25 protein-coding genes are annotated in these 25,893 nt (G+C 49.2%); 10 read left to right on the top strand and 15 right to left on the bottom strand.

The genetic code is table 11. From position 1 onward, the window contains the following. Positions 1-113 precede the first annotated feature (113 nt). Positions 114-860 carry an alpha/beta hydrolase gene (locus EKM99_RS00940; protein ID WP_125580005.1) on the top strand — a complete coding sequence of 249 codons (747 nt, stop codon included), beginning with the start codon at positions 114-116 and terminating at the stop codon, positions 858-860. Positions 861-1,110: 250 nt separating this feature from the next. On the opposite strand, the gene EKM99_RS00935 is transcribed toward EKM99_RS00940, so the two are convergent. Beyond that, entirely contained in the window at positions 1,111-2,517 is a 1,407-nt protein-coding gene (locus EKM99_RS00935) for a hypothetical protein (protein WP_125580003.1), read from the bottom strand. Positions 2,518-2,678: 161 nt separating this feature from the next. On the opposite strand from EKM99_RS00935, the gene EKM99_RS00930 reads away from it, so the two are divergent. The 3 genes from EKM99_RS00930 to EKM99_RS00920 all read left to right on the top strand — a co-directional run bounded on the left by EKM99_RS00930 (position 2,679) and on the right by EKM99_RS00920 (position 5,672). Continuing rightward, positions 2,679-3,503 (top strand): MerR family transcriptional regulator, encoded by an 825-nt coding sequence (locus EKM99_RS00930; protein ID WP_125580001.1) that lies wholly within the window; start codon positions 2,679-2,681, stop codon positions 3,501-3,503. Positions 3,504-3,635: 132 nt separating this feature from the next. Next, the gene (locus tag EKM99_RS00925; protein ID WP_225419740.1) at positions 3,636-4,652 is read left to right on the top strand and encodes an agmatine deiminase family protein; all 1,017 of its coding nucleotides are present in this window, start codon (positions 3,636-3,638) and stop codon (positions 4,650-4,652) included. Positions 4,653-4,829: 177 nt separating this feature from the next. Beyond that, positions 4,830-5,672, top strand: a complete 843-nt coding sequence (locus tag EKM99_RS00920) for a hypothetical protein (protein ID WP_125579997.1) — start codon at positions 4,830-4,832, stop codon at positions 5,670-5,672. A 158-nt stretch (positions 5,673-5,830) separates the two neighbouring features. Here the strand turns inward: EKM99_RS00920 and EKM99_RS00915 are convergent, their stop codons facing one another. The 4 genes from EKM99_RS00915 to EKM99_RS00900 form a co-directional block, all read right to left on the bottom strand. Continuing rightward, a complete protein-coding gene (locus tag EKM99_RS00915) occupies positions 5,831-6,316 on the bottom strand; it encodes a hypothetical protein (protein WP_125579995.1) in 486 nt (161 codons plus the stop codon). 79 nt (positions 6,317-6,395) lie between these two features. After that, complete coding sequence (locus EKM99_RS00910) at positions 6,396-6,791, bottom strand: hypothetical protein (protein ID WP_125579993.1); 396 nt, start codon at positions 6,789-6,791, stop codon at positions 6,396-6,398. A gap of 520 nt (positions 6,792-7,311) precedes the next feature. Next, positions 7,312-7,638, bottom strand: coding sequence for a hypothetical protein (locus tag EKM99_RS00905; protein ID WP_125579991.1), 327 nt, complete (start codon positions 7,636-7,638; stop codon positions 7,312-7,314). A 26-nt stretch (positions 7,639-7,664) separates the two neighbouring features. Next, a complete protein-coding gene (locus EKM99_RS00900; RefSeq protein WP_125579989.1) occupies positions 7,665-8,837 on the bottom strand; it encodes an MFS transporter in 1,173 nt (390 codons plus the stop codon). 182 nt (positions 8,838-9,019) lie between these two features. Between EKM99_RS00900 and EKM99_RS00895 the strand changes: the two genes are divergently transcribed. Next, positions 9,020-9,382, top strand: a complete 363-nt coding sequence (locus EKM99_RS00895; RefSeq protein WP_125579987.1) for a winged helix-turn-helix transcriptional regulator — start codon at positions 9,020-9,022, stop codon at positions 9,380-9,382. A 172-nt stretch (positions 9,383-9,554) separates the two neighbouring features. Here the strand turns inward: EKM99_RS00895 and EKM99_RS00890 are convergent, their stop codons facing one another. Both EKM99_RS00890 and EKM99_RS00885 read right to left on the bottom strand, forming a co-directional pair. After that, complete coding sequence (locus EKM99_RS00890) at positions 9,555-10,388, bottom strand: hypothetical protein (RefSeq protein ID WP_125579985.1); 834 nt, start codon at positions 10,386-10,388, stop codon at positions 9,555-9,557. 374 nt (positions 10,389-10,762) lie between these two features. Next, complete coding sequence (locus EKM99_RS00885; protein ID WP_125579983.1) at positions 10,763-11,302, bottom strand: TetR/AcrR family transcriptional regulator; 540 nt, start codon at positions 11,300-11,302, stop codon at positions 10,763-10,765. Positions 11,303-11,470: 168 nt separating this feature from the next. On the opposite strand from EKM99_RS00885, the gene EKM99_RS00880 reads away from it, so the two are divergent. After that, positions 11,471-12,865 carry an MDR family MFS transporter gene (locus tag EKM99_RS00880; RefSeq protein WP_125579981.1) on the top strand — a complete coding sequence of 465 codons (1,395 nt, stop codon included), beginning with the start codon at positions 11,471-11,473 and terminating at the stop codon, positions 12,863-12,865. Positions 12,866-13,119: 254 nt separating this feature from the next. Here EKM99_RS00880 and EKM99_RS00875 read toward each other — a convergent pair whose 3' ends face one another. The 8 genes from EKM99_RS00875 to EKM99_RS00840 all read right to left on the bottom strand — a co-directional run bounded on the left by EKM99_RS00875 (position 13,120) and on the right by EKM99_RS00840 (position 20,815). After that, on the bottom strand, positions 13,120-13,785 hold the full coding sequence (locus EKM99_RS00875; RefSeq protein WP_125579979.1) for a type 1 glutamine amidotransferase: 666 nt from the start codon (positions 13,783-13,785) through the stop codon (positions 13,120-13,122). Positions 13,786-13,971: 186 nt separating this feature from the next. Continuing rightward, positions 13,972-14,103 carry a DUF3781 domain-containing protein gene (locus EKM99_RS16130; RefSeq protein WP_164511469.1) on the bottom strand — a complete coding sequence of 44 codons (132 nt, stop codon included), beginning with the start codon at positions 14,101-14,103 and terminating at the stop codon, positions 13,972-13,974. Between the two features lie 124 nt (positions 14,104-14,227). After that, a complete protein-coding gene (locus EKM99_RS00865) occupies positions 14,228-14,479 on the bottom strand; it encodes a hypothetical protein (RefSeq protein ID WP_125579977.1) in 252 nt (83 codons plus the stop codon). Positions 14,480-14,481: 2 nt separating this feature from the next. Then, on the bottom strand, positions 14,482-14,952 hold the full coding sequence (locus tag EKM99_RS00860; RefSeq protein ID WP_125579975.1) for a GNAT family N-acetyltransferase: 471 nt from the start codon (positions 14,950-14,952) through the stop codon (positions 14,482-14,484). 103 nt (positions 14,953-15,055) lie between these two features. Beyond that, positions 15,056-15,748 (bottom strand): 2,3-diphosphoglycerate-dependent phosphoglycerate mutase, encoded by a 693-nt coding sequence (locus EKM99_RS00855; protein ID WP_125579973.1) that lies wholly within the window; start codon positions 15,746-15,748, stop codon positions 15,056-15,058. Positions 15,749-15,921: 173 nt separating this feature from the next. Beyond that, entirely contained in the window at positions 15,922-17,013 is a 1,092-nt protein-coding gene (locus tag EKM99_RS00850) for an AI-2E family transporter (protein WP_125579971.1), read from the bottom strand. A 522-nt stretch (positions 17,014-17,535) separates the two neighbouring features. Beyond that, a complete protein-coding gene (locus tag EKM99_RS00845) occupies positions 17,536-18,720 on the bottom strand; it encodes an ROK family protein (protein ID WP_125579969.1) in 1,185 nt (394 codons plus the stop codon). Between the two features lie 1,198 nt (positions 18,721-19,918). After that, a complete protein-coding gene (locus EKM99_RS00840; RefSeq protein ID WP_125579967.1) occupies positions 19,919-20,815 on the bottom strand; it encodes a hypothetical protein in 897 nt (298 codons plus the stop codon). Between the two features lie 215 nt (positions 20,816-21,030). On the opposite strand from EKM99_RS00840, the gene EKM99_RS00835 reads away from it, so the two are divergent. The 4 genes from EKM99_RS00835 (at position 21,031) to EKM99_RS00820 (ending at position 25,706) form a co-directional block, all read left to right on the top strand. Next, a complete protein-coding gene (locus EKM99_RS00835; protein WP_125579965.1) occupies positions 21,031-22,227 on the top strand; it encodes an SAM-dependent methyltransferase in 1,197 nt (398 codons plus the stop codon). Between the two features lie 409 nt (positions 22,228-22,636). After that, positions 22,637-23,464: an Ig-like domain-containing protein gene (locus tag EKM99_RS00830; RefSeq protein ID WP_125579963.1), complete on the top strand. Its 828-nt coding sequence runs from the start codon at positions 22,637-22,639 to the stop codon at positions 23,462-23,464. 443 nt (positions 23,465-23,907) lie between these two features. Next, positions 23,908-24,801 carry a hypothetical protein gene (locus EKM99_RS00825; RefSeq protein ID WP_225419739.1) on the top strand — a complete coding sequence of 298 codons (894 nt, stop codon included), beginning with the start codon at positions 23,908-23,910 and terminating at the stop codon, positions 24,799-24,801. Positions 24,802-25,238: 437 nt separating this feature from the next. Next, positions 25,239-25,706, top strand: a complete 468-nt coding sequence (locus EKM99_RS00820; protein ID WP_125579960.1) for a hypothetical protein — start codon at positions 25,239-25,241, stop codon at positions 25,704-25,706. The last annotated feature ends 187 nt before the right edge of the window (positions 25,707-25,893 follow it).

Raw genomic sequence — 25,893 nt, 5'->3', positions numbered from 1 at the left:
CTTAGTGGTTGACCTTCTTTCTCATAAGCTCCCCTGACACGATAACCCAGTGACAAATCGCCTTTTTTCAACTATATTAATCATATCTGCAAGCATGAAAGGGAGTTTTAACCTTGGAATTTAACGTCACACGAGATGGCCTCACCCTAGCTGGCATCTATGAACCCGCCCCGCAACCAACGGGCACGATTGCCATCCTCCTTCATGGCTTTATCAGCGACCGCGGCTACACGGCCTCATCACTACTGGTCCAGCTGGCAAAACGTTTACGAAGCCTTGGCGTGGGCACCGTGCGTTTCGATTTCAACGGGTGTGGTAAAAGTGACGGGGCCTTCGCCGACATGACCGTTTTGAACGAAATCGCTGACGCCCAGGCGGTGTTGACGGCGGTACAGACCCGGCTGGCCCCGCAACACATTGATTTGCTAGGGCACTCTCAGGGTGGTGTCGTCGCCAGTATGGTAGCGGGGTACGATGCTGATTTGATTCACAAATTGGTGCTCATGGCGCCAGCTGCCACGCTCAAGGACGACGCGCTAGCCGGCCACACTCGCGGCTTAGTCTACGATCCCCAACACATCCCTGCGCAACTCCCCCTTGACCAGAACATCACGCTGGGTGGCTTCTATTTACGGACGGCACAGCTGCTCCCCATCTACGAGACGGCCCAGAATTTCACGGGGCCCGTCTGTCTGATTCACGGGGATGCCGACCAGGTTGTGGCCCATCGTGCGTCCGAACGCTACCATGACGTGTACGCCCAGAGCACGCTCCACCTGTTGTCCGGGGCAAACCATTCGCTCACTGGCACAGCTCGCAATGACGTGCTAGCACTCGTGGCCGATTTCATTGCGGATTAGTTCGTTCTGAGTGACTTCAGCTTTCATGGGAGTGACAGACAACGTTGCTGTCATCCACGGAAATCTATGGACGTTAAAAAGATGATCACGCTCCCTGGTAACAACTTAGCGTGTGATCATCTTTATTCTGCACTTATTTTCGCGGTGTTTCGCTACCGCTGACGTCAGTAATGCAATGAGGAAATCACAATTTATCGTTTACCTTCTCTGAAAACGAAAAGCCCAAACCGATTAGCCACTTCTCTTATTCTCAAAACTGAATTGAGTCAAACCAATCGAGTTCCGCCATCATCGCTGGGCGCCGAGCGTAGGTTACCCGCCACTCCTTAATAAGCCGTGCCACTTCATTACCGCCAGACGGGTAATTCATCATTTGGAGCAAAATTTTAACCAATTTCCGGTAGTGCTTGCGGTCACCCGTTTTCCTTGCCATATTCTGCGCCGTTTGACTGTATTTCTTAAGCAGGTGTTCAGGGTACCGCGGTTTCAACAGTGCTTCATAGGTGTAGACGCCTGCCAGGCCTGAATTAGCCATCACCGCAATTAGTAACTTATCGTATAGCTGGTCCTCAACGTATAATGGCTTGAGATCCACCGTTAGTGGCAACGCTTTAAAAAACTTGTCACGTTGACCAACCCAGTCTTCTGGAGAATATAGCTGTTTGAATTCTCGGTACAAGTCAATATCAGCCGGATCATATGCTGTGAGCAACAGCCACAATTCGTGCTGGTAATTTTCTATCTGACCGGCCTGTTGGTATACCTTTCTAAGTTGCCGGCTATATCCCGCTACGTTTCCGTGCTGACCCTGCGCCTGCTCTTTACCCGCTTGTAAAATGCGAATTGCCGGCTCGTAATCTTGCCGCTGAACACAACTTTCGACGTAATTTTGTAACGCTGGTTGGTAGCTTAAATTGGCCACGCAGAACTGCTCGACCTCTTTCGCTGGCCGATTAAGTTCCTGCATCACCTGTACATGATACGCCGCCCACTTACCACCAAAGTAGGTCCGTTCCGAATCATCCTCAAGTTGCTCGGCGTCATGCAGTTTTTGTGCCGTCCAGCTCAGCTTATTTTCTAAAAAATCAGGTGTGGTAAATCGTTTAAATAATAGGTATTCAATCGAATCCTCAAGGGGTCCCATTTCTTCACTGGCGCGTTTCTGAAACCACCTGAAGGCCCGCCGTTGCAATGGTGGCTTTGCTGGATCAAGGATGTTCTCCCAAGCTTCGCAACACTCCTGACTGAGAATGATGAGCTCACTATCAGAATCATCAATATCCAGCTGAGCTAACATCGTTGCTAAATCGTTCACGACCCGCAAAGCCAGGCTTAGTTGCTGATCATTAATTAAGGTCTGCACGTCATCCGCAACAAAATTCCTGATTTCATCCGTAAACGCGCCAGCATTATAGGTATCAATAAAGGCATCACTATCCATGTAAGCGTTAAAAATATCGCCAATTTGTGCGTGATAACTCTGAAAAGCCTCGCTCGCAGATCGTTTAGTTGTCCGCCGCTTGAACGTTCGCGCTAGCTCCGGATCCTTGACTAACATCTGCGTCAAAAAATCTAGTACCTGCTCATTGTCGGCTGCAGCGACTACCTTCGCGACTTCGGCATATTTTTCTGGTTGTAATTTCCGTTCGTCATCCAAATTATTGCGCCCCTCCTGAACCTTGTTAATTCCCACTATAGCAAGCAACCGAGGCGAAGGCAATGGCATGGGCAATCCCTCATGATTGCCGTCACCCCCACGGACCTGTAAAATAGGTGGCGTAAGCTTTAAAAAATGCCGCAACGAAAGGAGCAGTCGCCTTGACCCCCAATGACCAGTCGTCCCATCCCAGTGATGCCGACCTTGGCTACACCATCGGCAAGTTTGCCGCCATCAATAAAATCAGTGCCCGGATGTTGCGCCACTACGATAAGATTGGCCTGTTCAAGCCACAGACGGTGTTGGCCAACGGCTACCGTTTCTATGCTTCGACGCAAATCCCCACAATTTCCTTAATTAAAAAGTACCAGGCCTGTGGGTTCACCTTGGCCGAAATTTCTCAGTTGCTGGGCGCCAGTGACGCGGCCATTCAACAGCTGGCACAGGCCAAGCAGCGACAACTCGCCCAGCAAGACGTGCAGCAGGATCAGGCCGGGGAATTGCTCGCCACGCTATTGGGCGACGCGCCCGCCTCACTTCCCAGTGACGACGCCGTTTCGGTGACCCAGCAGCCTGAACGCCACCTGGTCTGCGAGCCCGCGGCTGACGAGGCTGACATCGACACTGCCTTTGCGCGCCTGTACCACACGTTGGCCAGCATCCCCGTTCAACCGGCTGGCTTGGCCCTGTTGCTGTGCGACCCCGACGCCGCGACGACCGCTTACCGGGTGGCCGTGCCCTGCGCATTTAACACTACTCCAGCCGCGTTAACTCGCGATACCCTGCCCGCCGGCACCTACCTGTCAACGTTGCATTTCGGCAGCTACGACAACATTGCCATGGCCTATGACCGCCTAGTCCAGTACGCCCAGCAACACCACCAGCGGCTGACCACGCCCTTCATCGAGCGCTACTTTTTAGACCAGACCTTTGCCGCCAGCAGCCACGATTACATCACGGAAATTTCCGTCCAAATCACCCCTTGACCTTCACACAGTGTCAAGGGGTATTCTTTCCTTAATCGAGAAAGGACGACCGCGATGAAATTTTTCAAACTGACACTTTGTTTTCTCTTACTGTTTCTCAGTGGCTGCAGCACCAACAAGGAGGCGACGGCAATGACCACAAATTATTTTCCCAGCGAATCGGCGCAACACGAAGGCACCTGGCTGACTTGGCCCCAGCGCTACACCTATGGCCGGCACTACCGCGCGGAAATTGAGCCCACCTGGATAGCGATGACCAAGGCACTGACGGGCGACGAACGGGTGCACATCATTGCTTACAACGCGGCCGAACAGCGGCGAATCACTAAACTGCTCACGCATGCCAAGGTGACCATGAGTCAGGTCGATTTCACCCTGGCGAAGAGCGATGACGTCTGGGCGCGGGATACGGGGCCCCTGTTCGTTCGCCAACCCAACGGCAAATTGGCAATCGCTGATTTTAAATTTAACGGCTGGGGAAACAAGGCGCCGCACCAGTACGACAACCGCCTCCCCGCGGCCGTGGCTAAGGCCAAGAAGCTGCCGCTACTGCGGATGCCGGGGCTCGTACTGGAGGGCGGCTCGATAGAAATGGACGGCCACGGTACGGCGATGTTGTGCAGGAGTTCCGTTTTGAATCGTAACCGCAATCCGGGGGTCAGCCAGGCCCAGGCGGAGGCGGCATTGACGAAGGCCTTTGGCGTAACCCACTTCATCTGGCTGGACGGCGTAAAAGGTGAGGACATCACCGACGCCCACATTGATGGCATGGCACGGTTTTACGACGACCGGACGCTGCTGACGGTATCCAAAAGTGACTTCAACCGGCTCTATGACGGCATTCACCAGCAGGATTACGAGCGGCTACAGACGGCGACCAACGCGGCGGGCAAGCGTTATAAACTGGTGACCCTCCCGCTAACTGCCAAGAATGTGCGGGGCCTGGACTACCAGGGAAGCTACCTGAATTATTACGTGGGCAATAAAGTTGTCCTGGTGCCGACTTACCACGACCGCAATGATCAGGCGGCGCTGCAGATTTACCGCCGACTGTATCCCGACAGGAAAGTTGTGGGCATTGATGTGACCGCGCTGTACCGGTACGGGGGGATGCTGCATTGCGTGACGCAGCAGCAACCGGTGGGCTAAATACCCTGTTAAATGAAAATGCGTTTAACTCGGTAGTCTTGGTGTAGAATATAGTCAGAGCTATTGGTATTGTCATGAATTATTAGTTGCAGGACCAATATGACTAAACATTTTAATTTTACCGAGTGCGCTTGGAAACATCATGTGTGCACGCGGCATTTAGGGGAGATTTCTGATATGAAAAGATTGTTGCTGAGCGCGACATTGATTGCTGCTGGTATCTTAGGCTTGGCTAATAATGCCCAAGCCGCTACCAAGAGTTCCTCGCCATACCTGTCGGATACGACGCAATACGTTCGACTGAAGAAGACTATGGACGTGGGATTTTACCAAAAATCTGGCAAGCAATACAAGAAGCTGCTGAAAAAGAAGGGTTCTCTGCTGGCGGTCTCGGGGGTGAATAGAAACGAAGTTAATGGGCAATACGTTCCAACAGCTGGTCTCACATCCGGCGCCATTCACTACAGCCGTGCAAAAAATCTAAAGTATATGACCATGGATAATCTACATCCCGTGCTTGTCCCATTTACCAAGGCTAATTTCACACCCGTCAAACTAAAGGCTCCCGACAGAACACTTTTATTTCAATCTGGCACTGGATTTAAACTAACTCCGAAAAAGGATGATTTGGTCACGACGCCGGCCTTCTACCTGACGCTCGATAACTATCTGCAATACTATAGCGCAAGTGATCTTGCCAAGGTTGCGCCGAGTGGACTCTATCAATCTGTCGGCGGCCTAAACGTTTGGAAACCAACTGCCTCGGTCAAGGTCAGCAAAGTCACCGTCAAGGGTCGGACGACCACGATAGATTATGCTAAGCCACTCAAGGGGATGCCCAACAAGAAAATCAGTCGTGGCCATTACCGTTTAACAGTCGTGCATAATCCTACCAAGCACCATAAAACGTTCTTCCCAGATGGCTATACGCAAGAAGCCACGTGGACAACTTACAAAGTTAATGGGAAAAGCTACTACGTTGGCCAATCGATTGAGGTTAAAGACTATGTCGATGACTAGCTGGTCTGGCATAACCAGTTCAGATTGGATTCGTGTCCAAGTGATCAGTTCTTCCAAACGATTCGTCCAGTATGTGCAGGAATAACTATTGGACACAACAAAAACGACTAACTCCCTGACTGGGGAATTAGCCGTTTTTACTGTGTCTAATGAGTTTTCTACCGTACTGCGTGTCCATGCCATTTAGGAAAATGGGTGAATTGATGGGCTGTGTAAAAACGCCGCTGATCATTCCAAGTCTTATCCGTAAACATATTGCTAAATTTCAGTGTCCGATGATTTTTACTCAGCTTAACTTCAAAATAATTGAACGCATTACTCTTATTACCGGAATCACCTGCAAGGAACCAGTGCCTGGTACCTTCCTTGTAATAACTCACATGACTGTAAATTGCTTCCCCATTTCCACCAGAAGCAGTGGCACCAAAGGAATGTTTGGTTGCCTTAGCGTAAACAAATTTAGGAAACCCTTTGGCATACCCATCACGCCCTGTGCTGCGCTTAATCTTGGTGCGCCAACGTTTGCCCACTAACTGTTTGGGCATACCGTTCGTATAAGTCACGGACGCCTCTGCCACCTGAAAACTCAAGCCGATAAAACCAATGACAACTGCTAGCATAAGTAATAATCGTTTTCTGTGCATACAATCTTCCCTCATTTCTGAAATGTCATGACCCACTTTAACGGCGTGAACTGCCACCCGATTTTCTAATGAATGGCTTCTAGTATTTGTGGAACGTCAGGGTTCCCAGAACAACCCGATGGCCACTCTTCTTAAGCGTCATTGACGTTTTACCGCCCAAATAATAGCCGCTTCGAATGCCAGTTCCACGGAGCTTATAGGTGTGCTTGCCAAGCTTTTTATACGACACATGCTTCACAACCTGTACCGGGGAATCGTGTTGGGCAAATTCATAAGAGGACTTATTGACATGGATTTGCATCCAAGTTAATGCCCCCGTACCCGTTGATCGCCCACGCTTGTACTTACCCCGCAACACCTTTGGCGTACCCTTGTGCCACGTTGCTGCGTCAACGTGCATTTGGGTTCCCACCGACACCCCAACAACCATGGTCATCGTTGCAATCGCCAATTTAATCGCTTGATTCAGTTTCACTTTGTCCATCCCCTTAAAAATGTGGTGTTCATGGTTAACTATACCTGAACTATGGAAGGGTTCAAGTGCTTAGTGGCATGCACTTTTCCTTATAAGTGACCTTCACTGACACTTATGATGACGCGATTCAGAATCTATCACCGTGGTAGAGCGGCCAGAGCGTTAATGACATCCCCATTAATTTATTCATCAAAAAAGGCTAGATTCCCACTCAGGAAATCTAGCCTTCGTCGTCATTATCCGCTAATGCTACCTTGTTTACTCGGTGTAACACACCCGATGTTTCCACCAGAACACGTGTCAGAATTAAAAAATTCAGTATCATTTCCTTTTCCTAATTCAAAACATCAGTGGCCGAATGCCTTTCACAGCAACGTATTCCTTTTTTCCAAACTAAAAACATTCGCACCCAAGAGCATAAATACAATGACTGCTTCTCCTCCAAGTTATTGCCTAACTCTGAAAAAACAGGCATCACTTCAAACGAATTAACTTCCTGTGTTACATCGGCACTGATACTCTAATTGCTTCGCAAAGACTGCTGCTTATTTATTTTGGCCAGCATCTCCTCCGGAAGGTTACGCATCAAAACGCCATCGCTCACCTGGTCCTGCTCATCGACGACAACTAAGAATTTCTCTAGCAGATTTTTGCTATCTTTAGCCATCAAATCCATTAACTTACTTGCTTCAGGACGATCTTGAACGGAAACGGGCATTAACCATAGCTGAGCGGGTGTTTTAAGCTGATTCGTTTCAGCAATCTTGTTTTTTACAGCAATCATCAGCTGGCAAAAATCGGCTGCGGTTTGAAGACTGAGCGTAATCTTTTCAATTGTTGGGTCCAAAGATTCGCCAACATAAAATGTCAGGATTACCCATCCTCTTCATCACCACTAACCCGTTCAACCAGCACCGTCAACCCAACCGCCAACAACAGCATGCCAGCCGCAACCAAAGCAATCCCGCTGAAGCCGATCCGCGCGTAGCCCTGCCCGCCCACTAGTGAGCTGAGCGTCAGGCCGAGATACAGAAATGAACTGTTGAAAGCCGTCACAGTCGACCGCTGGGCTGGCAGTAGATTTACCACGTATGTCGTCAACGCGGGCACCCCCAGGCCCTGGACCAGCGCCAACCCGCCTAAACTAACAGCCACAATCACCAAGCTATGGCGGCCCGCAACCATGCCCAAAATCATCAGCGCTGATAACGTGCCGTGGACCCTGACTGCCTTTAGCGCGCCCACGTGGGTCATCAAATGGCCGCTGAAGAAACTGGCCACAAAGTTACAGGCACCATAGAGGCTGAACAACTCGCCCACTTGCAACGTGTTTAAGTGAAACTGCGTCGTCGCAAAGGTTCCTAAGAATGTATAGACCGAGTAAAAGCCTGTCATCCAGATTAAGGTGACCACCAAGGTCAAACAGGTTTGATGCGACGCCCAGACCGCTTGATAACTACGTAAATAGGTGATTGACCGCTTCACCGTGATGGTGCTTGGAATGACCACGCTTAACCCCAATAAGGCTACTGCTGACACCCCCGCCGAAAGCCAAAACGCTGACTGCCAGCTTGCTAATTGTGCCACCCAGGTCCCCAGCGGAACGCCGATAACAATCGATAACGACAGCGCCGACATTGTAATCCCCATGATGACATTGCGTTGGCGTCCCCGAAATGTCTGGCCAATCAACGCCCACACATTTGGTAGGGTCAGCGCTGCGCCAATCCCCGCCATTGCCCGAAAGAGGTAGAAACTCATAATGGTTGGCGCGACTGCACATAGCCAACTGCCAAGGATAAAAAGACCGATGCCAGTTAGGAGTAACCGTTTCCGTGGATAGCAATCGCCCAGCGGTCCCAATAGCGGCGCCCCGACCGCGTAACTGATTGCGTAAGCCGATACCGCGAACGCCGCCTGGCTTAGGTTAATTTGAAATCCACGTTCAATCGCTGGCAATAGTGGCGCAATGACAAATGAATCCGCCCCAATGATAAAGACGATTAAGCACAGCCCACTCACAAACAAAGTCTGCTTAAATTTCATCAGGATCCCCCCAATAGGGCCATTATTGGTGGCGACCAGCGTAAATGCAATACGGGAATTAAAGGATACCTGGTATCATCAATTACCCGGAGCAACCTTACGAACCAACGCCAATGGCTTATCTTGGTTGCACTGACCATGCTACAATTTAACGAAATTCAGCGAATAGAGGTTGGTGACCAATGGATGCTTTAACCACGCAAACGCGACACGGTGAGGCCTGCCCGTTAGATACGACGTTAAAAATTTTAGATGGTAAATGGAAATCGATTATCCTCTGTCGCCTCATGAACCAGGAATTGCGCTACACGGAACTGCTAAAAACGCTATCCGGCTGTACCCGGCGCATGCTGTCCCTGCAGTTAGCCCAACTGGAAAATGATCACATCATTCAAAAGGAAATCGACACCAGTTACGTGCCCATCAAGACCAGTTACCACCTCACCAGCCTTGGTCGCTCCTTGGTGCCCGTTATTCAGTTAATGGACGCTTGGGGTGAGAGTTATATCCGGGCGCTAACCAACGCTGCGGATAGTGACGACTAATCTGATAAATCTACGACTGAAAAATACGGCTAGCTTCCCCTCACAGGAAATCTAGTCGTATTTGCTTGCTCATTATTCTGATAGTCGATTGACCGTAATCAACTGGCGATTCCCAGCGTTGATGGCCAGTTGTTAATCGTCAATTGATAAGTCTACTAGGCCCTTATCAGTATTAGTAGATTGTATCCTCAGCAATTGGCGTGAAGGTGGTTTTACCGCCTAACTTGTACAGACTGTAGTAGGTTCCCGGTATGTCGTCGTCTGAGAAACCAGCCTTGTGTTGTGGTTGATGTAAATTTTTGACAGTCAGCCGATACTGCTTCTGGCCGTGCTGCGTCACGGGTTTCAACGTCAATCCTTTGATCTTTTTATTGAAATAGTAGTAGCGAATTGACCCGTTTACCTGGACGCGCTTGATTTTAGCCGATTGTGTTGGCTTAGGCGTGGTGGTACCAGTTGCGGCCACGTACTTGTGGATTTCTAGGTAGCCATCTGAAGTAAATTGAATTTTCTGAGTGGTCGTGTTTTTAAAAATTGCGGCTTTACCGCCAAGATAAAAGTCCCCGTAGCTCCAAGTTGGCAAGGATACCGGCCGTTTAACTTTCTTGAAGGCTTGCGGACTGACTGCAAGGTTCTGCACACTAGGAACGTAACTAGGGCGCTGCGTAAACGCCGTCTTCAAGACGTGGTAGCTTAACTCGTCACGCAGATTGATCCACAACGTTTGGTCCTTACTGTTCAGGTTGACCTTTCGCCCCGAAACAACCGTGTTCTTGGGAATCTTGACGGTCTTCGTCGCATAAGTACCGTCCGTGTGGTTCGCGGTTACCTTGATTGTCACGGCCTTTTTCGCACGGTAGAACGTATTCGTATGCAGGTATTCGCGTGATACCATAATCTTACCAATCTTAACGGCAGCTGACTTGGCTTGGGCCTGGGTTCCCAGACCGGCCGCGCCTACCGTGAAGGCGGCGATAATTAGGCATAGTGTGGTCTTTATTTTCATTGGTGCCCCTCCTCTTTAACGTGGAATTGCTAGTGACGACAAATTCATCCCGGAATTGAATCGGCATTAGATACATGTTAATTATCGCGCATATTCAGTTAAATTGCGAAGGTATTCTATTTGCTTTGAAATTTTACGCATAAGAGAGCCCCTAAAGTTAAGTGATTTTCACTTTAACTTTAGGGGTATGCCTCAGTCTCAGGTCTAGCCGCTTTGGGGGATGAAGATGCGCAGACGTTGGTATGCAAGCTGAGGCAAACGTCTCATATTAAAAGGCGAGTTTTCACCACAGCATGCAAAAAAAATACGCTGCCCTCCCAAAGTGGGGTCAACGTCTCTTGATTAACCTCTTGATACTTACGCAACTTCTACCTTTACCGGTACGCCAAATCCACTAACTGTGCCATTTCAACCGGTGTTTCTTGGCAATCATCTTTTAACCATTGTCGCATCATTGCTCCCACCCCGGCCGTCAAAAAAGCCATCCGGTATCGGCGTTGAACAGGATTGTGGGGCAGTGGCACGGCTATTTTTGTCATAAACTTTTGAAACTCTGTAGAATCGAACAGGAGAATACCTGAGTGGCGTTGCAAGTACACTTGGTAGAAATAACGATTTTTATACACAAACTCAAATAAGCGCGTCATGACGAAAGCTAAGTTGTCCGGTGCTACGGCAAGCGAGTGATCTAGTAATTGAATCACCTGGGCCTGCTGGTCTAATTGAATTTTTTCAGCTAAATCATAAATATCCTTGTAATGAACGTAAAAAGTACTGCGATTAATGTGCGCATGCACACATAGCTGCTTGACGTTCATTGATTGCTGCACCGTTCGTTGTGCTAGCATTGATAGAAACACGGATTTAATGTGCGCTTCAGTCTCTTGGGCGCGTTGGTTGTGTGCCGTATTCATGGAACCGCTCCTTTCTGATTTCAGGAATGCTATTGTCGCTTTGACCGGCTCCTCAATCGCGAGTCACGGCTGTCATTATCCCAACACCTGTCGACAGATTGTTGATTGTTTTTCCCCGTCACCAGCGTATACTACCACTCCGAGCCTATTGAGAGAAGGAGTCTTTTAATGACAAATCGTCAACGCACGTTAATTTTTCTAGATATCATGGTTACTGTCGTCTCGGGGTCGGCCTTAGCCACTGCTTTAAGCACAGCCCTGCCCGTGATGATCAATCAATTTCACGTTTCAGTCACCACGGGCCAATGGCTGACTAGTGGTTTTTCCCTCGCGATGGGGATTGTGATGCCATTAACCGCATTCTTAATTACCCGGTTCCCAACGAAACCACTCTTCATTTCCGGGATTTCCCTGTTGATTGCGGGGATGGTCATCTCGGTGATTGCGCCTAATTTTACCATTATGATGATTGGCCGGGTCATGCAAGCACTCGGTAACGGTCTCTTGAGCGCAATGGCGCAAGTCATTCTACTGGCCATTTACCCGCCAGAAAAGCGCGGTTCAATTATGGGCTGGTATGGGCTGTCCATCGGCGCGGCTCCCGTCCTGGCACCAACCCTGGCCGGAATCCTCGTCGACACCTGGGGTTGGCAATCTATTTTCTACTTAATTATTGGTCTGTTAACGGTTGCGTTAATCATGGCGCTGATCGTCTTTAAAAATGTCTTGGACGTGCGTAAGCAGAAATTTGATGTCAGCTCATTTGTGATCAGTGCCATCGCCTTTGCCGGCCTCACCATTGGCATTGGCAACGTCGGCACAGCGAAGTTTGTCTCCGTCACTGTCCTGTTACCCATTGTTCTGGGGCTACTAGCTGGTGTGCTTTTTACACGAAGACAGCTTAAACAAACCGATCCTTTTCTTGATTTAACGACCTTCAAAGACCGTAATTTTAGTCTCGCCGTCATCGGTAGTGTCTTACTCTACTTTGCAATGATGGGGTCTTCAATTATCCTACCGTTAATGGTCCAAACCGTACAAGGTGCTTCCGCTACGGTATCCGGACTAGTCACACTACCAGGTTCCCTAGCGATGGCCATCATTAGTCCCTTTGTCGGCCGAATCTATGACCGCTTCGGGATGCGACGGCTATTTATTGTGGGAGGAATCAGCCTGGTTCTCAGTAACCTGGGCATGGTCCCACTTGGTGTTCACAGCTCACTGATTACTTTTGCGGCCTGGAACGTGCTTCGAAGCGTCTCTATTGGCTGCCTGATGATGCCCTTGGTGACCTGGGGAATGGCCAGCTTTACGCCAACACAAATGGCCCATGGCACTGCACTAATCAATGCACTCCGAACTATTGGTGGCGCCATTGGTTCCGCAATCTTTGTTGGCGTCATGAATTTCGTCGCTAAAAATACGAGTCAGTTGGCCGCCAGTTCTGCTCTGATGCGGGGGGTCAACGTGGCCTACCTGGGAATGGCGGTGGTGTCAGTCGGGTTACTGGTCGTTGCCTTCCTAACGCCCAAACGTCCCTCGGCAACGGTGCCGTTAGATTGATTTTTCATCTGCAAACAGTCGGTTATTGGGTACTCACCCTTAATCACGAAAGGACTTCACCAATCTGCATTGCACCCTCAAGGACTGGCCGTTCTTTCTGAAGATGTTCGGGTCTAGTATTAGTGGCTGACTAGCCGGCGTCGGTATTTTCCGCCAAAAAAGCCAGCCGGTCTCGGCGTTGATCAGACAACTAAGAGACTGGACCTATGAGGATTTCCTCAATGACCCAGTCTCTTAGTTATTCGGTAACATCATCATTCAGTAATATAATCTAAAATGGCAAACAATGCCCGTTCATTTTCTTCGGGCACCGTTACCCGTAAAATATCTTCGGCGGTCTGATTCAGCACCGATCCCGCGATATAGGGAAAGTCATTGACGACCATCTCACGCACATTGTTCTGGCGGGGTTCAACGTGAAATTGGAGCCCCACAACCCGGTGATTCAACACAAATCCCTGGTTACGAACTGCCGCACTCGCAAATAGCCACGTCGCCTCGGTCGGAATCTGAAACATCTCTTCGTGCCAATGTAACACATTTAGAGTGTCTGGTAGATTCGGAATCACTGACGATTGCCGCTGTACCGGCGCCCAACCGACTTCCTTGGCCGGCGCTTTGCTGACCGGATAACCCAGTACTTTCGTAATTTGCTGCGCACCGTAGCACGCGCCAAATATGGGAACATCGCGCGCCAACAGGTCTTGAATGAGCACCCGTTCGGCTTTAATCCACGGCAAGTCATCGTTAGGACTCATTGGCCCACCCAAAATAATCAGCATGTCCGTGTCCGTTGCTGTGGGCAGTTGGCCGAACTGATAGGGATGATACGTAAACAGCGCATGACCGTGCAATTCGGCCCAAGTCGCAATGCTCCCGGGACCTTCATTTGGTGTATGTTGCAAAACATTTATGCGCATAAAGAACCTTTCCATCACCGGCAATGTTAGTCATGGGTATCGCCTGCAAATCCCCAAGATACAGGTATTGTACCACGGTCCTTGGGAGAAAGACAGATTACTTTTCACTTCGCATGGCATTAGCTTGCCTATCACAAATACGGCTAGATTCCCCCAACAGGAAATCTAGCCGTATTTGTTAGCTCATTATTCTGATAGCCGATTGACCGTAATCAACCGGTAATTCTGGGCGTTGATGGTCAGTCGTCCCCTACGCCTCTGATTAGCCACGTAATAATTCTTACCACGCCGCTCAACCAAAGAGTCCGGATCACACAAGATGGCCTGTACCTACGTCTCAGTCTCGCTGTGGGACCAGTCAACTGAGAGCTTCTTGTTCACCCGTTCATACACCAGCTCGGTATCGCAGATATTCTCACTGATTGTCTTCCGTAGTGCCTGACTAGCTGGCGTCCGCATTTTCCGTCACAAACGTATGCTTGTCATCCAACACGTACTGGAACTCAACGGCGTTCAACATCAAGCTCGCCTTGAACAACGCCTTGATGCCTTGCTCATTACTCATGACCACGAAGAACTCCCGGTCGGTGCCACTCACGCGTTGGAAAGTCTCATACTCTCCCTTGAAACCTTCCTTACGAAACAGCGCGATAATCTTCATCATTTCAATCTGGGTGACTTCTTTTTCTGCCAAATTCAATCTCTTTTCTCTTTGTCTATTTTTGTCATTGTCTCGTTAATTAAGCCCACGCCATCCCGAACGACCAGGTTGCGCTTCACCCTTCGGTAACCTCGTGCCTTGAAAAATGGCTGCGCGGTGAGCGACGCGTCCGTCGTATAGGGTTCCGGAACGGTCTGTTCAAGCGTCGTTAACAGCGCCGTCGCAATGCCCGCACGTTGGTGGTCCGCGCTGACAAATAAGTGGTCTAAATAGCCATCACCTGTCATATCAGCAAAACCAACTAATTCATCAGCAACTAGTGCCACATAAGTTTGGTGTGCCAACAGCGTCTTCTGCCACCAGTTGCGAACGGCCGGTGTGTCTGGCCCTAGCCACGCAGCAAGCTGTGCCGGTGAATAGTCTTGCTGATTAACTTCACTGATGGTGGCCCGAAACAGTTGAATCACATCGGCTAAATCAGTCGCCTGATATCTACGTATCTGCACCTCACGTACCTCCACAGCAGCACTAACTATTCACGCTGCCAGCCACTTTCAGGCCATGAAAAAGCCGCCTCTACATTCAAGGCGGCTTCAACGAATCAGGGAATTACTTACCCATCTTCGTCTTGCTAGTCATGTTTAACTTGTCATCGAAGTCGTAGACAACTGGTTCGCCGGTTGCCATTTCAAGATCCATGATATCGTCATCAGAGATCCGTTCGATATATTTGCTTAAGGCACGTAATGAGTTACCGTGAGCGGCGATGATGACGTTCTTGCCATCAAGCAGCTTTGGGGCAATTTCGTCTTCCCAAAATGGCATAACGCGTTCCAGGGTAACCTTTAAGTTTTCGCCACCAGGCACGATGTTCGGGTCCAAGTTAGCGTAACGTGGGTCCTTAACAGCTGAGCCTTCAGCGTCTGCGGCCAAAAGTGGTGGCAAGACATCGTAAGAACGACGCCAGATGTGCACTTGGTCGTCACCGTACTTTTCAGCGGTTTCCTTCTTGTTCAAGCCTTGCAATGCACCGTAATGACGCTCGTTCAAACGCCAAGTCTTGGTTTCTGGAATCCAAAGTTGGTCTGATTCTTCCAAAACGTAGTGTAACGTCTTGATTGCCCGCTTCAGAACTGACGTGTAGGCGTAGTCGAATTTCATGCCAGATTCCTTGATCTTTTGACCAGCAGCCTTGGCTTCTTCAACACCCTTATCGCTTAAATCAACGTCAACCCAACCAGTGAACTTGTTGGCCAAGTTCCATTCACTTTGGCCGTGGCGAATCAATACTAATTTTGCCATCACTTATAACCTCTTTCTGTCGTAGAATACTTTGTCATTTTACACCATCTAGCCGCGAATTTCAGCTAAATTGTGTGCTTCTTTACATGTAACCGTTTTCTTCTGTGAGAACTCTTAGAGCAAGCGGCACCTAACAAAAAGTGGCACTCGCCTCATCGGCTGCGCCACTCATTTTACTCATCTTTATCGTTATTTGACCCGTAATTGCGTCGAATTTCCCGTAATTTTTGCACGTCTACGTGTGGTGGCTGATGCAAGCCGTGAACCGGCCGGACACCCAAGATATCCAGGAAGAACGTGAAGATTGGCACCCCGACAATCAGGCCCCAAACGCCAAACAGTTGCTCGCCCGCTAACAAGACGACGAACGTGTAGAAGATTGGCAATTCCGTGCGGCTCGACATGAATTTCGGATTCAAGACGTAGGCCTCGAGTGCGTGGACCACGACGATCATCACCAGGATGTAGACCACGTAGCGGAAACCGCCCACGGAGTAGCCCAAGATGGTCAGTGGCACCACGGAGACGATGACCCCGGCCACTGGAATCAGGCTCAAAATGAAGATCATAATCGCCAGCGTCGGCAACTGCGGCATCCCCATGATAGCCAGCACAATCGTGGTAATCACGGTGTTGCACAGGGCGATGAAGAATTGGGCTTCCAAAACGACCCCGAACGTGTTAACGAATTTGGTGGCGAAGAATTTAATATCCTCAAAGAACCAACCGTACGTACTGGTCAGGAAGCGTTTGGAAAATTCGCCCATCTGCTTGTCTTCAATCGTGAAGAAGAAACTCAAAATCATCGACATGAACAGCGTGACCCCGAACGAACCAATCGTGGAAACGTAGGTCAAGACTAGCTTAGCCCCACTCTGAAGCTGGTTCACGATGTCCGACGTCTTGATGTAATTCGCCACGTAACTGATTATCTCGTTGCTATCATTTTTCGGATTCTGATAAAACTTAAACAGGTGCTCAATCCCACTGATCGACGAGTTTAAAATCTGCGGCAAGTAGGTCGTGACCGCCCAATACAGCGCGCCAATCACGATAATGTACGTTAGCGAGACAATCAACGCCGGTGGTAATTTAACCACCTTGCGGACCGCCTTGACCAGTTGCAGCACTAAAAATGTGAAAATGAACGTCAACAGAATCATGTTCATTTCCGCCCTGATCAGCCACAGGACAAAGATAATCAGCGCCAGCACCGTAAAGCGCCGAAGCTGGACGTTTTCAATGAAGCGATGCCATAAACTCACTTGTGAATCTCCCCCATCCATTCAATAGCTTCATTATACCGTATCTCGCCAGATTCCCTAGTGGTTTAGATGATTTTTGTCAACTGGCGAAATTGAGCTGGTTGGGTCGGTAATGACTGGTAGGTATGGCACCAGCGATGGATACGCTTACAAGTCACTTGTGCCTGTAGTCAACACTGGCCGGCCCACTTCAACCACACATTGATTGTCCACCAACACGTTTTTAGTTGCCAGTTCCGACCACATATGCCGTGAGGGCGACGAAAACAAACTCAGTCGTGGGAATGATCTTAGCGGCGTTCTTAGCCGGTTAGATCATTGGTACCTTTGAGACGCGTTCCATAGCGGCTCAAAGTAAGCCTAGAGACCGCCTTTCGGCTCTAGGCGCCCGCCCACAGCGTTCCGGTTTATTTTCGTCACCCGGTAAGGTGTAACCCCCACACAATTGAAACTGGTAAATAAAAACTCCTGCCCAGCTTGTACTGAACAGGAGTCCCTATGTGGTAACCCAATCAATTTTCTTTATGATTCGACGCCCTCTAAGACTGCCGACCGCTGATTGCTGAAGGTCAGTTGTAAGTCATCCAATGCCAACGCCTTGTGGATGATGGCCGAAGCCCCACCCATCAACGCTGCTTCCTTGGAGTTCTTCGTCAAGAGTAACGGTGCTTTTCTTAAAATGTCTAACTGGCCCACGTAGTCGCGGACCTTGTCCATCAATTCCGGCAACAGCTCCAAAATTGGCGCGTTGACGATGATGGCATCCGGCGCAAACGTGCTGGACAGGTTGCCCAAGACCTTGCTCAGGTAGTAGGCAAACTCGTCCAAAATAGCCAACAGCTCAGGCCGGTGACCCAAGTAGTCACGCCGAATTCGATTGACGTCAACTCGATCAATGTTTTGGTAGGCCATGATCCGTTGCAGCACGTTGCCCTCTGCGACGTAGTGGTTGACGTCTTCCATATTATCTTCTTTATACCGATCAGCCAACGGACAGTTACCGATATTACCGGCCTCACCGTTGTGCCCCCGATACAGGTGGCCCTCCGTCACAATCCCAGCGGAGACCTGGTCACGGATGGTCACCGAGATCAAGTTTTCATACACGCCTTCGCCGGAAAAGTCCCGTTCATAAATGGCCGATTCGTTAGCCAAATTTTCCAAAATAACGGGTATCTGGAATTTATCACTGAAGTATTTTGCCAAATCAAAATTCTTGAAGCCCTTCAGTGAGGCGCCCAAAATCTGATTCTTGTAAATTGTGCCGTCCAACCCAAAGGCAATCCCCAACAACCGGTTCGGGCTTGCCGCCATGATATTGGCAATCCGTTCATCAATCATATCCAGGACCGAGGTTAAGTCAACGTCACGCGTCGAGACGCTTTCATAATTCTCCGACCGCCCGTCCAATCTACAGGTAATCATCGAGAAGCGTGACCGTAAAATGTTGATACTGATGACATAACCATACCCCACGTTTAGTAATGCCATAACGGGCTTTCGCCCACCATTCCGGGTACTAACACCGTGACCAACCTCACGGATCAACCCTTCATGTAGTAACTGACTATAAATATCCGAGACCGTAACCTTGTTCAAACTAAGATTTCGTGATATCTGGCTCCGAGAAATCGGACCAGCATTCACAATTTGCTGCAAAACCTGTTTCTCATTGGTGGTGCGCATAATGTGTTTGTTGATAATCATAATTTTCTTGATAACGTGCCCCTGAAATAGCTTGTGGCGATTCGGGAATCAAATCAGTTTAGGTTGCCCCATCCCCCAAGATTGGTGCTCACCCGCTATTTGTGGGGGTCGCGTTACCTAACCCCCCTTGTAGATTCTGATTCTAACTATATAGTAAATCCTCCTAACGAATATAGCTTGGAAAACGACTCGTGAAATTTTTGACGGTTTTGGCGACTGATTTGGGGTGAAGTCCTGCTAGGTCGGGCTTAGAAGCACCAAAATCGTCCATTCTGTTACTCATTTGGCCAATCAGCTGATTAGTCGATTTGTTTACTAACTTGCCTTTCGTGTCAAGTTTTGCCACTTATTCGTTGGAAATGGTAAAGTTTCTTACTTAATCTCCTGAACTCTTTCGCTACGAATACGTTTGGTTTGTGTTTGTTGCTCCGCCTGCGGCCTCTGGGTACTACGCCTGCTGTGGGGTCGGTTCCAGCCTGGGGAACGGGCTTCCACCTCGACTTGAAGCCGTGAAGTTCGCCCGTCTCCAAGGTCGCCCCGTGCTGTAGGGCCGAGTAGCCCGCTCGGTCCAACACCACCGACACAGCTGGCTCCGCACCCAGCTGCCTCCGGCTCCGTGGCAACACAAGCCCCTGTCTTCTACACTCCTGCTGACCGCTGTCTGCGTTACGTGGCGCGGTTCCCATTTCAGGATAGTTACACGGTCTCGTGCTGGGACACCTGCGGCCTCCAGGTACTACGCCTGCTGTGGGGCCCGCTTGCGGCCTTAGAAACGGTCCTCCAGCTCGCTTTTAAGCCGCGTAGACCACGCGTCTCAAAAGTCGTCCCGTGGTGTGGGGCCGAGTAACCCGCTCGGTCCAACACCACCGACACAGCTGGCTCCGTACCTGGCTGCCTCCGGTTCACACGGGTGCACCCACCCTCGTTATTCGTCGTTATTGGCTATTGGTTATCTGAACGATAGTGACAACTTCACTGAAATCGTCTGCAAATACACTGGCAACTGAGACGGTAACTGAGATCTTACCAGCGTGGAAACCTTTTCCCAGTAAATTTCGCTCACCAAGTCGCCAAACACCCATCCCCACCTAACCAAAAGAGGACGCTCCCGCAGCCAGTCACTAGCCAACGCGGAACGTCCTCGACAATTACTATCAAATTACAGTTTGTGCGAACCGCCGTCAGTCACACTCGGCAACTACTTCAAGTATTGTTGGGCGTACTTTGTTAACGAGACGCCCTTCTTGCTGGCTTGTTGCATGGCTACCCGGACGTCTTGATCACTCATGGCGTCTGCTTGGACGCCCGCCGCGTTGATGGTGCTGCGGGCGCTGGTGATTTGGGCCGCCGTGATGGTCTTGCCGTTCAGTTCTTGTTGCTTCTTGGTGACGGTGTATTCGTTGCTACCAGAGTAATTCTTGGCCGCCGACTGTTCGGATGACGTCAATGAGGCGCTCGAACTGTTCGTGGTATTACTGCTGGAAGCCGCCGCTGAACTGGACGCATCACTGCTACTGCTGCTGGAAATGGCCGCCGTTTGACCGGCATTGTTAGCCTTCCGGAGTGCTAGTGCTTGATCGTACAGGTTCTTGTAATAACTCTGGCGGAACTTGGCATTGGTGAAGAGTTCATCCAACGTGGTGTTCGATTGGCCGTAGTTCAAGGCTTGATTCTGCCCGTTAGCCGTCTTTAAAATTTTCTTGAATTGTTTAACGTTAGCGCTAATACCTTTGACCAATTTCGACTTCGACGTTGCCCGTGTCACGAGGACATTCGAGGCATTCTTGGTTGCCTTAACCGTGTCATAGCGCTTCTGTGCCAGCGCAAATTTGCGGCCAGACAGTGCGTTTTCAGCCGACACGTACCGTTGTGTCTGCGTCAGATACCGTTGCGCTGGCTTGTCGTTCAGTCGGCGTTTGAGCGCATTTTGGAAATAGCTCTCCGCTTGCGTGTAGTGTTTACTTTGAATGGCCGTGCGTCCGTTGGCCATTGCCGCTTGGTACTCCTTAGCTGTTGCGTGATGGTTGGAGTACGCGTACCCACCAATCAGCAGTGCAACCACGATTGTTGCCACGACCCATACCCACTTTTTCAAATGAAAGACCTCCGCCTGGTTAGTTATGTTTACATTATACCATGCAGACCAGCGGAAGCGCCTGATTTTGCCGCGGACTCATTGCAAATTAATGTTAACCGCTTACATCAAGTCTCCCCCTTACCCATTACCCCCTTAAAGGCGTATAATGGCGTAGTAAATTTCGTTTTCTTTGTGTCCAAATTTAATCTAAGAAAACCGGAAAGGACCCTGTCATGCTTGAAAAAACTTTTTACAAAACGTTTCTGAGTCACACGTTTAACGTCCCCGTCCGCGTCAATTACTGGGACGGCACTTCCGATGTCTACGGGACTGGCACTCCTGACATCACGATTACCATCCACGAGGCCATTCCGGTCAAGGAAATCTCCCGCAACGCGTCTATCGCGCTGGGAGAAGCCATCATGGACGGCACCATTGAAATCGATGGGAGTATCGAGGATTTGCTAACGGCCGCTTACGAAAACGCCGACAGCTTCTTCCACAATAAGAAATATATTCATTTCTTGCCTAAGCAAAAGCACACGGAAAAGGAAAGTAAGGCCGACGTTCAGAACCATTATGATATCGGTAATAATTTCTACGACTTGTGGTTGGATGATACCATGACGTACTCCTGTGCCTACTTTGAAACGCCGGAAGACACGCTCTACACGGCGCAAATGAACAAGGTGCACCACATCATCAAGAAGTTGAACCCGCAACCGGGTAAAACGTTACTCGACATTGGTTGTGGCTGGGGCACGTTGATGTTGACGGCGGCTAAGGACTACGGTCTGCACGTTACCGGCATCACGCTCAGCCAGGAACAATACGACTACGTGAACCAACAAATTAAGGACCAAGGCCTCGAAAACGTCGCCGAAGTTCGGTTGGAAGACTACCGTGAGCTGGGTAACGAACAGTGGGATTACATCACGTCCGTTGGGATGTTCGAGCACGTGGGTCAAGAAAACTTGGGCCAGTACTTCGACTGCGTTCAGAAATACTTGATGAACGACGGCGTGGCCTTAATTCACGGGATCACCCGGCAACAGGGTGGCGCCAACAACGGTTGGTTAAACAAGTGGATCTTCCCCGGTGGCTACGTCCCTGGACTGGTTGAAAACACGACCCGCATCATCGAAAGCGGCTTACAAATTGATGACATGGAACCCCTGCGTCGCCACTACCAAAAGACAGTGGAGATCTGGGACCAGAACTTCAACGAACACCGTGACGAAGTTGCCAAAATGTTTGACGAAAAGTTCGTCCGGATGTGGGATCTTTATTTACAGGCTTGCGCAGCTTCCTTCAAGTCTGGTAATATTGACGTGATTCAGTATTTGATTTCGAAGGGCCCTTCTGCCCGGATGTTACCAATGACGCGGGACTACATGTACGACGGTACCCACGACAAGGTCGCAAACTAATTCAAATGAGTCGTGTGACCGCGGATTACACGACCAAAAAACACCCGCTAACCGGATTGATCACTGGTTGGTGGGTGTTTTTGTGTGAACTTTTTTGACCTACCTAGTGTTTAAAACTAGATGTTCATGCTTCTATGATGAATTTTGACGAGTTTTAAAGCGCTTATTTCTAGTGTTGAAAACTAGAATTTCACAAACTTTTTAATATTGAGATTGTGAAATTGTGTTTTTCTGTAATCGCTTCATTTCAAGCAACGACAGATTACGCTAGAATTGTGAATTAGTGAAGTGTTGCCCCTCAATCGTTGTTTGTGATTTTCATCTCTGCTTTTTTTTGCGTGACATTCATGCTAGACTGATGGTACACAATTTAATTGTGCTAAAAACTAAAGAGTAAGGGGAAAACATCATGACTATGGGGATCAAGCACCTACTTTTGGTAGCAACGACGCTGACGGTGGTTTCTGGTGGACAGCTGGGGGCTCTTGCCAAAACCAAGACAATCGGGCAGCTCACACAGGTCACGGTGACCAAGCACACCGTGGCGGGGAAGACCACCAAGAACGCTAAGGTGAAACTGGTGAATGCTCACGGGAAGAAACTGGCAACGGGGAAAACCAGTAAGGTCGGCAAGTTCAAGATCACGGTCAAGTCACAGAACTTGAGCAAATTAAAATTCAAATTGACCGTGACCAAGGCCGGCTACAAGACGCGGACATTTAGCAACAAGCAGATCAAACGGGCCGTGAAGAGGACACCGACCGCAACGACCGTGGGGACGGTTACTGCGGGTGGCAATTCGGCACAAGTGGCGGTGCACCAACCTAGCTACAGCAGCCAAGACGTGCCGGGCGTGAGTCGTCCCGATGCCATCAAGGCCAAGCGTGCAGAAATTGCGGCGGCCAGAGCGAAGTTCATGCAGCTTAAGGGGCAAATGCAACCGGTGCTGGCGAAAATTGCTGCGCTGACGACTGCCAATGCGAAACTGTTGGAGAACTGCGCCGTCGTGGAACACGATTTAGCAGCCGCCAAGGGACGCAACGATCAAGCGGCCATCCAGGACGCCACCAAGCGCATCAACAGTATCAACGGGCAGATTATTTCCAATCAAAAGGAACGAGACGCCGCTTTCTTCCAACTCAAGCCGGTGGATGACGCGGGAACGAAGCTGAGCAGCTTGATGGATGAGATGTACTCGCTGGACAAGACTTACGTGCCGGAAGACATCAATTATTAAGCTTTGACAGCACCACCCTTTCACTGATCATCTAGCCTCACCTCTTCTGCTTCTTAGTGAACTTGCACCAACAAAATAAATAACGCAAACTGACTGACACCATATGCACACTTTATTTAACTCACTAGCGAATAGAAGACGTCCAACAGCCCGTGGTTTGGGGACCGCGAGCTGTTTTGCGTTGCGTTATTAATTTGGCAATTATCGGGTTCAAGGTGTAACCAAGAATGGTCGTTTTCAAAAATTTTAGGGTATTACTAAATTTATCATGAAAACGTGTGGGGCCAGGATTCCCGGCGCCATAAGTGATTAACGTGGGGAATCGTATGAACCATTTTCGCTGATTTTCATCTCTTCTTTTGCGGTCGTCTCTCACATGCTATAGTAGCTTCAACCAATCGAAAGGTTGGCAAGACGCACCATAAAGGGGATTATATTTTATTATGGATATGAAGAAGATTGTTATCGCCGCAACGTTGCTCTCGATTGTTACCGGTGGCGAAGTTAGCGCCCTGGCTGCCAAGACGACACCACATCACGCGGTCGCCAAGATTACCCACGTAAAGATCTCCAAGCACAAGGTGACCGGTTACACCACGGCCCAATCCCACGTCAAGTTGATGAAGCTCAAGCACCACGAGCAAGCAGAAACGACTGCCAACAAGCACGGCAAGTTCACGCTGAAGGTGAAGAGCAACAACCTGACCAAGCTGAAGTTTAAGCTCAAGGCCACCCACGCAGGGTTGAAGGCCCGGACTTACACGCATAAGGTGAAGAAGCATGCGCAATCCATTGACGAGAGCACGACGACGGAAACGCAGACTGCTCCGGCTCCGGTTAAGCCTCAGGTTAGTGATGATAAGAAGCCTGAGAAGAATAAGGATAAGCCAACTAGTCAAGGTGGCGTCCATTATGTACCAGTGAAGGACTGGGCTACAATCAAGCAAGAAGTTAAAAAAGTTTCTGATGACTTGAAAGATGCAAAGTCCAATGTAGCAGATTTAACAAACGAAAAATCTGATGCAAAGAAGAATGATTCGGCATTCGCTGATTTGTTAAGCAAGAAAGAGGCCTGGGACACAGCAGAAAGTAATTTATCGAATGCGGACACGGCCGCCAAGAAACAAGAGCTCGAAGGCAAGCGTGACACAGCCAAAACAGCTTATACAGCCGCTTTAAATTCAGACAAAGCTCATTCTGACGCGGCAAAGAAGCTGAACGACCTAAATGGCCGATTAAAATTGGCCAAGCAAAAGGTAACAGAACTCCAACACAAGGCTGATGAGATTAAAGGTATTTTCCAAGAAAGCAATCCAGTTCCCAACGTTCAGCAATAACATTAATCACATTCGCGGAACTCGTTTCAAATTAGCACTGAATAAAAGGTGAGCCGAGTCTCGGTTTCACCTTTTATTTTTTTGAAGTTCATCACAGTAATCCCCCTTCACGTTAACCACGTCAAATCAATCTGCAGATAGCCTGCAGATACTCACCTCATAGAAACACTGTACCAGCGGCAATCATTCGCTATTTCTGAATTAAAAGGAATCCACAACCTGCAGATACTTCCCAAAGTTATGCAGATGATGAGTCCAAAAAATTGTACCAGATCAACCTTTGACAACAAGCCAAAAAATTCAAAATTATTTCTCCAACGACACACTGTGTCATCCCTCTGCGTATAATCAAACCTGAAGTAGTTGGCCCATCAGGTCAATTGACCTCAGCCACCACAACACAACACTTCACATACATAGAAAGGTAGGAGAATTCAATGCTCAAAAAAATCATCTGGCTTTGCACCCTAGTCACCTTCAGTACAGCCAGTGGTGTCGCAATCACCACACAAAGTGCCGCCGCTGAGTCCTATGGATCACCCCGAACTTTGATTGGGATCAAGTACACCCACACGACACCGGTCCGCTCACGAGGAACTTGGTACAACTGGGATAAGGAGGTCGGTGCTAGTAAAGTCATCGTCAAAAAGCACCAGGTAAAATGGTACTCCCGACCACATAAAACCGGCAAGTGGCATCATGACAACACACTGACAGGTAAAAAGCTCCTGGTTTATCGCGAAACGGAAAGACATAGGAAGACATTCGGCTTCTACCACACCTACCAAGATGACTATGCCTTCTGGTACACCGGAACCAAGAAACACAATGACAAAACCGTGAAGTACATGAAATCTTCTGGACTTTACGATTACTACAAGAAGTGGCAATACGCGATTCACTAGGCAATTGATTCCCAGCCACTACTATCAGAACACGCAAAAACTACCCGCCACTTGGGTAGTTTTTTTATCCGCCGAGAAGCGGCCACCCCATCTCAAGCCAGCAAAAAAGGGGTTCTATGTCAACTGTTGTTGGTAATTCCATTTATAAAATTGTCTAATCCTTTGAGATTAGGCAATTTTTTTTGAG

Origin of the sequence: Levilactobacillus cerevisiae, from assembly GCF_003946245.1 — a bacterium.
Classification (GTDB): domain Bacteria; phylum Bacillota; class Bacilli; order Lactobacillales; family Lactobacillaceae; genus Levilactobacillus; species Levilactobacillus cerevisiae.
The sequence above is the reverse complement of the archived record's forward strand: the minus strand, read 5'-3'. Positions and strand labels throughout refer to the sequence as shown.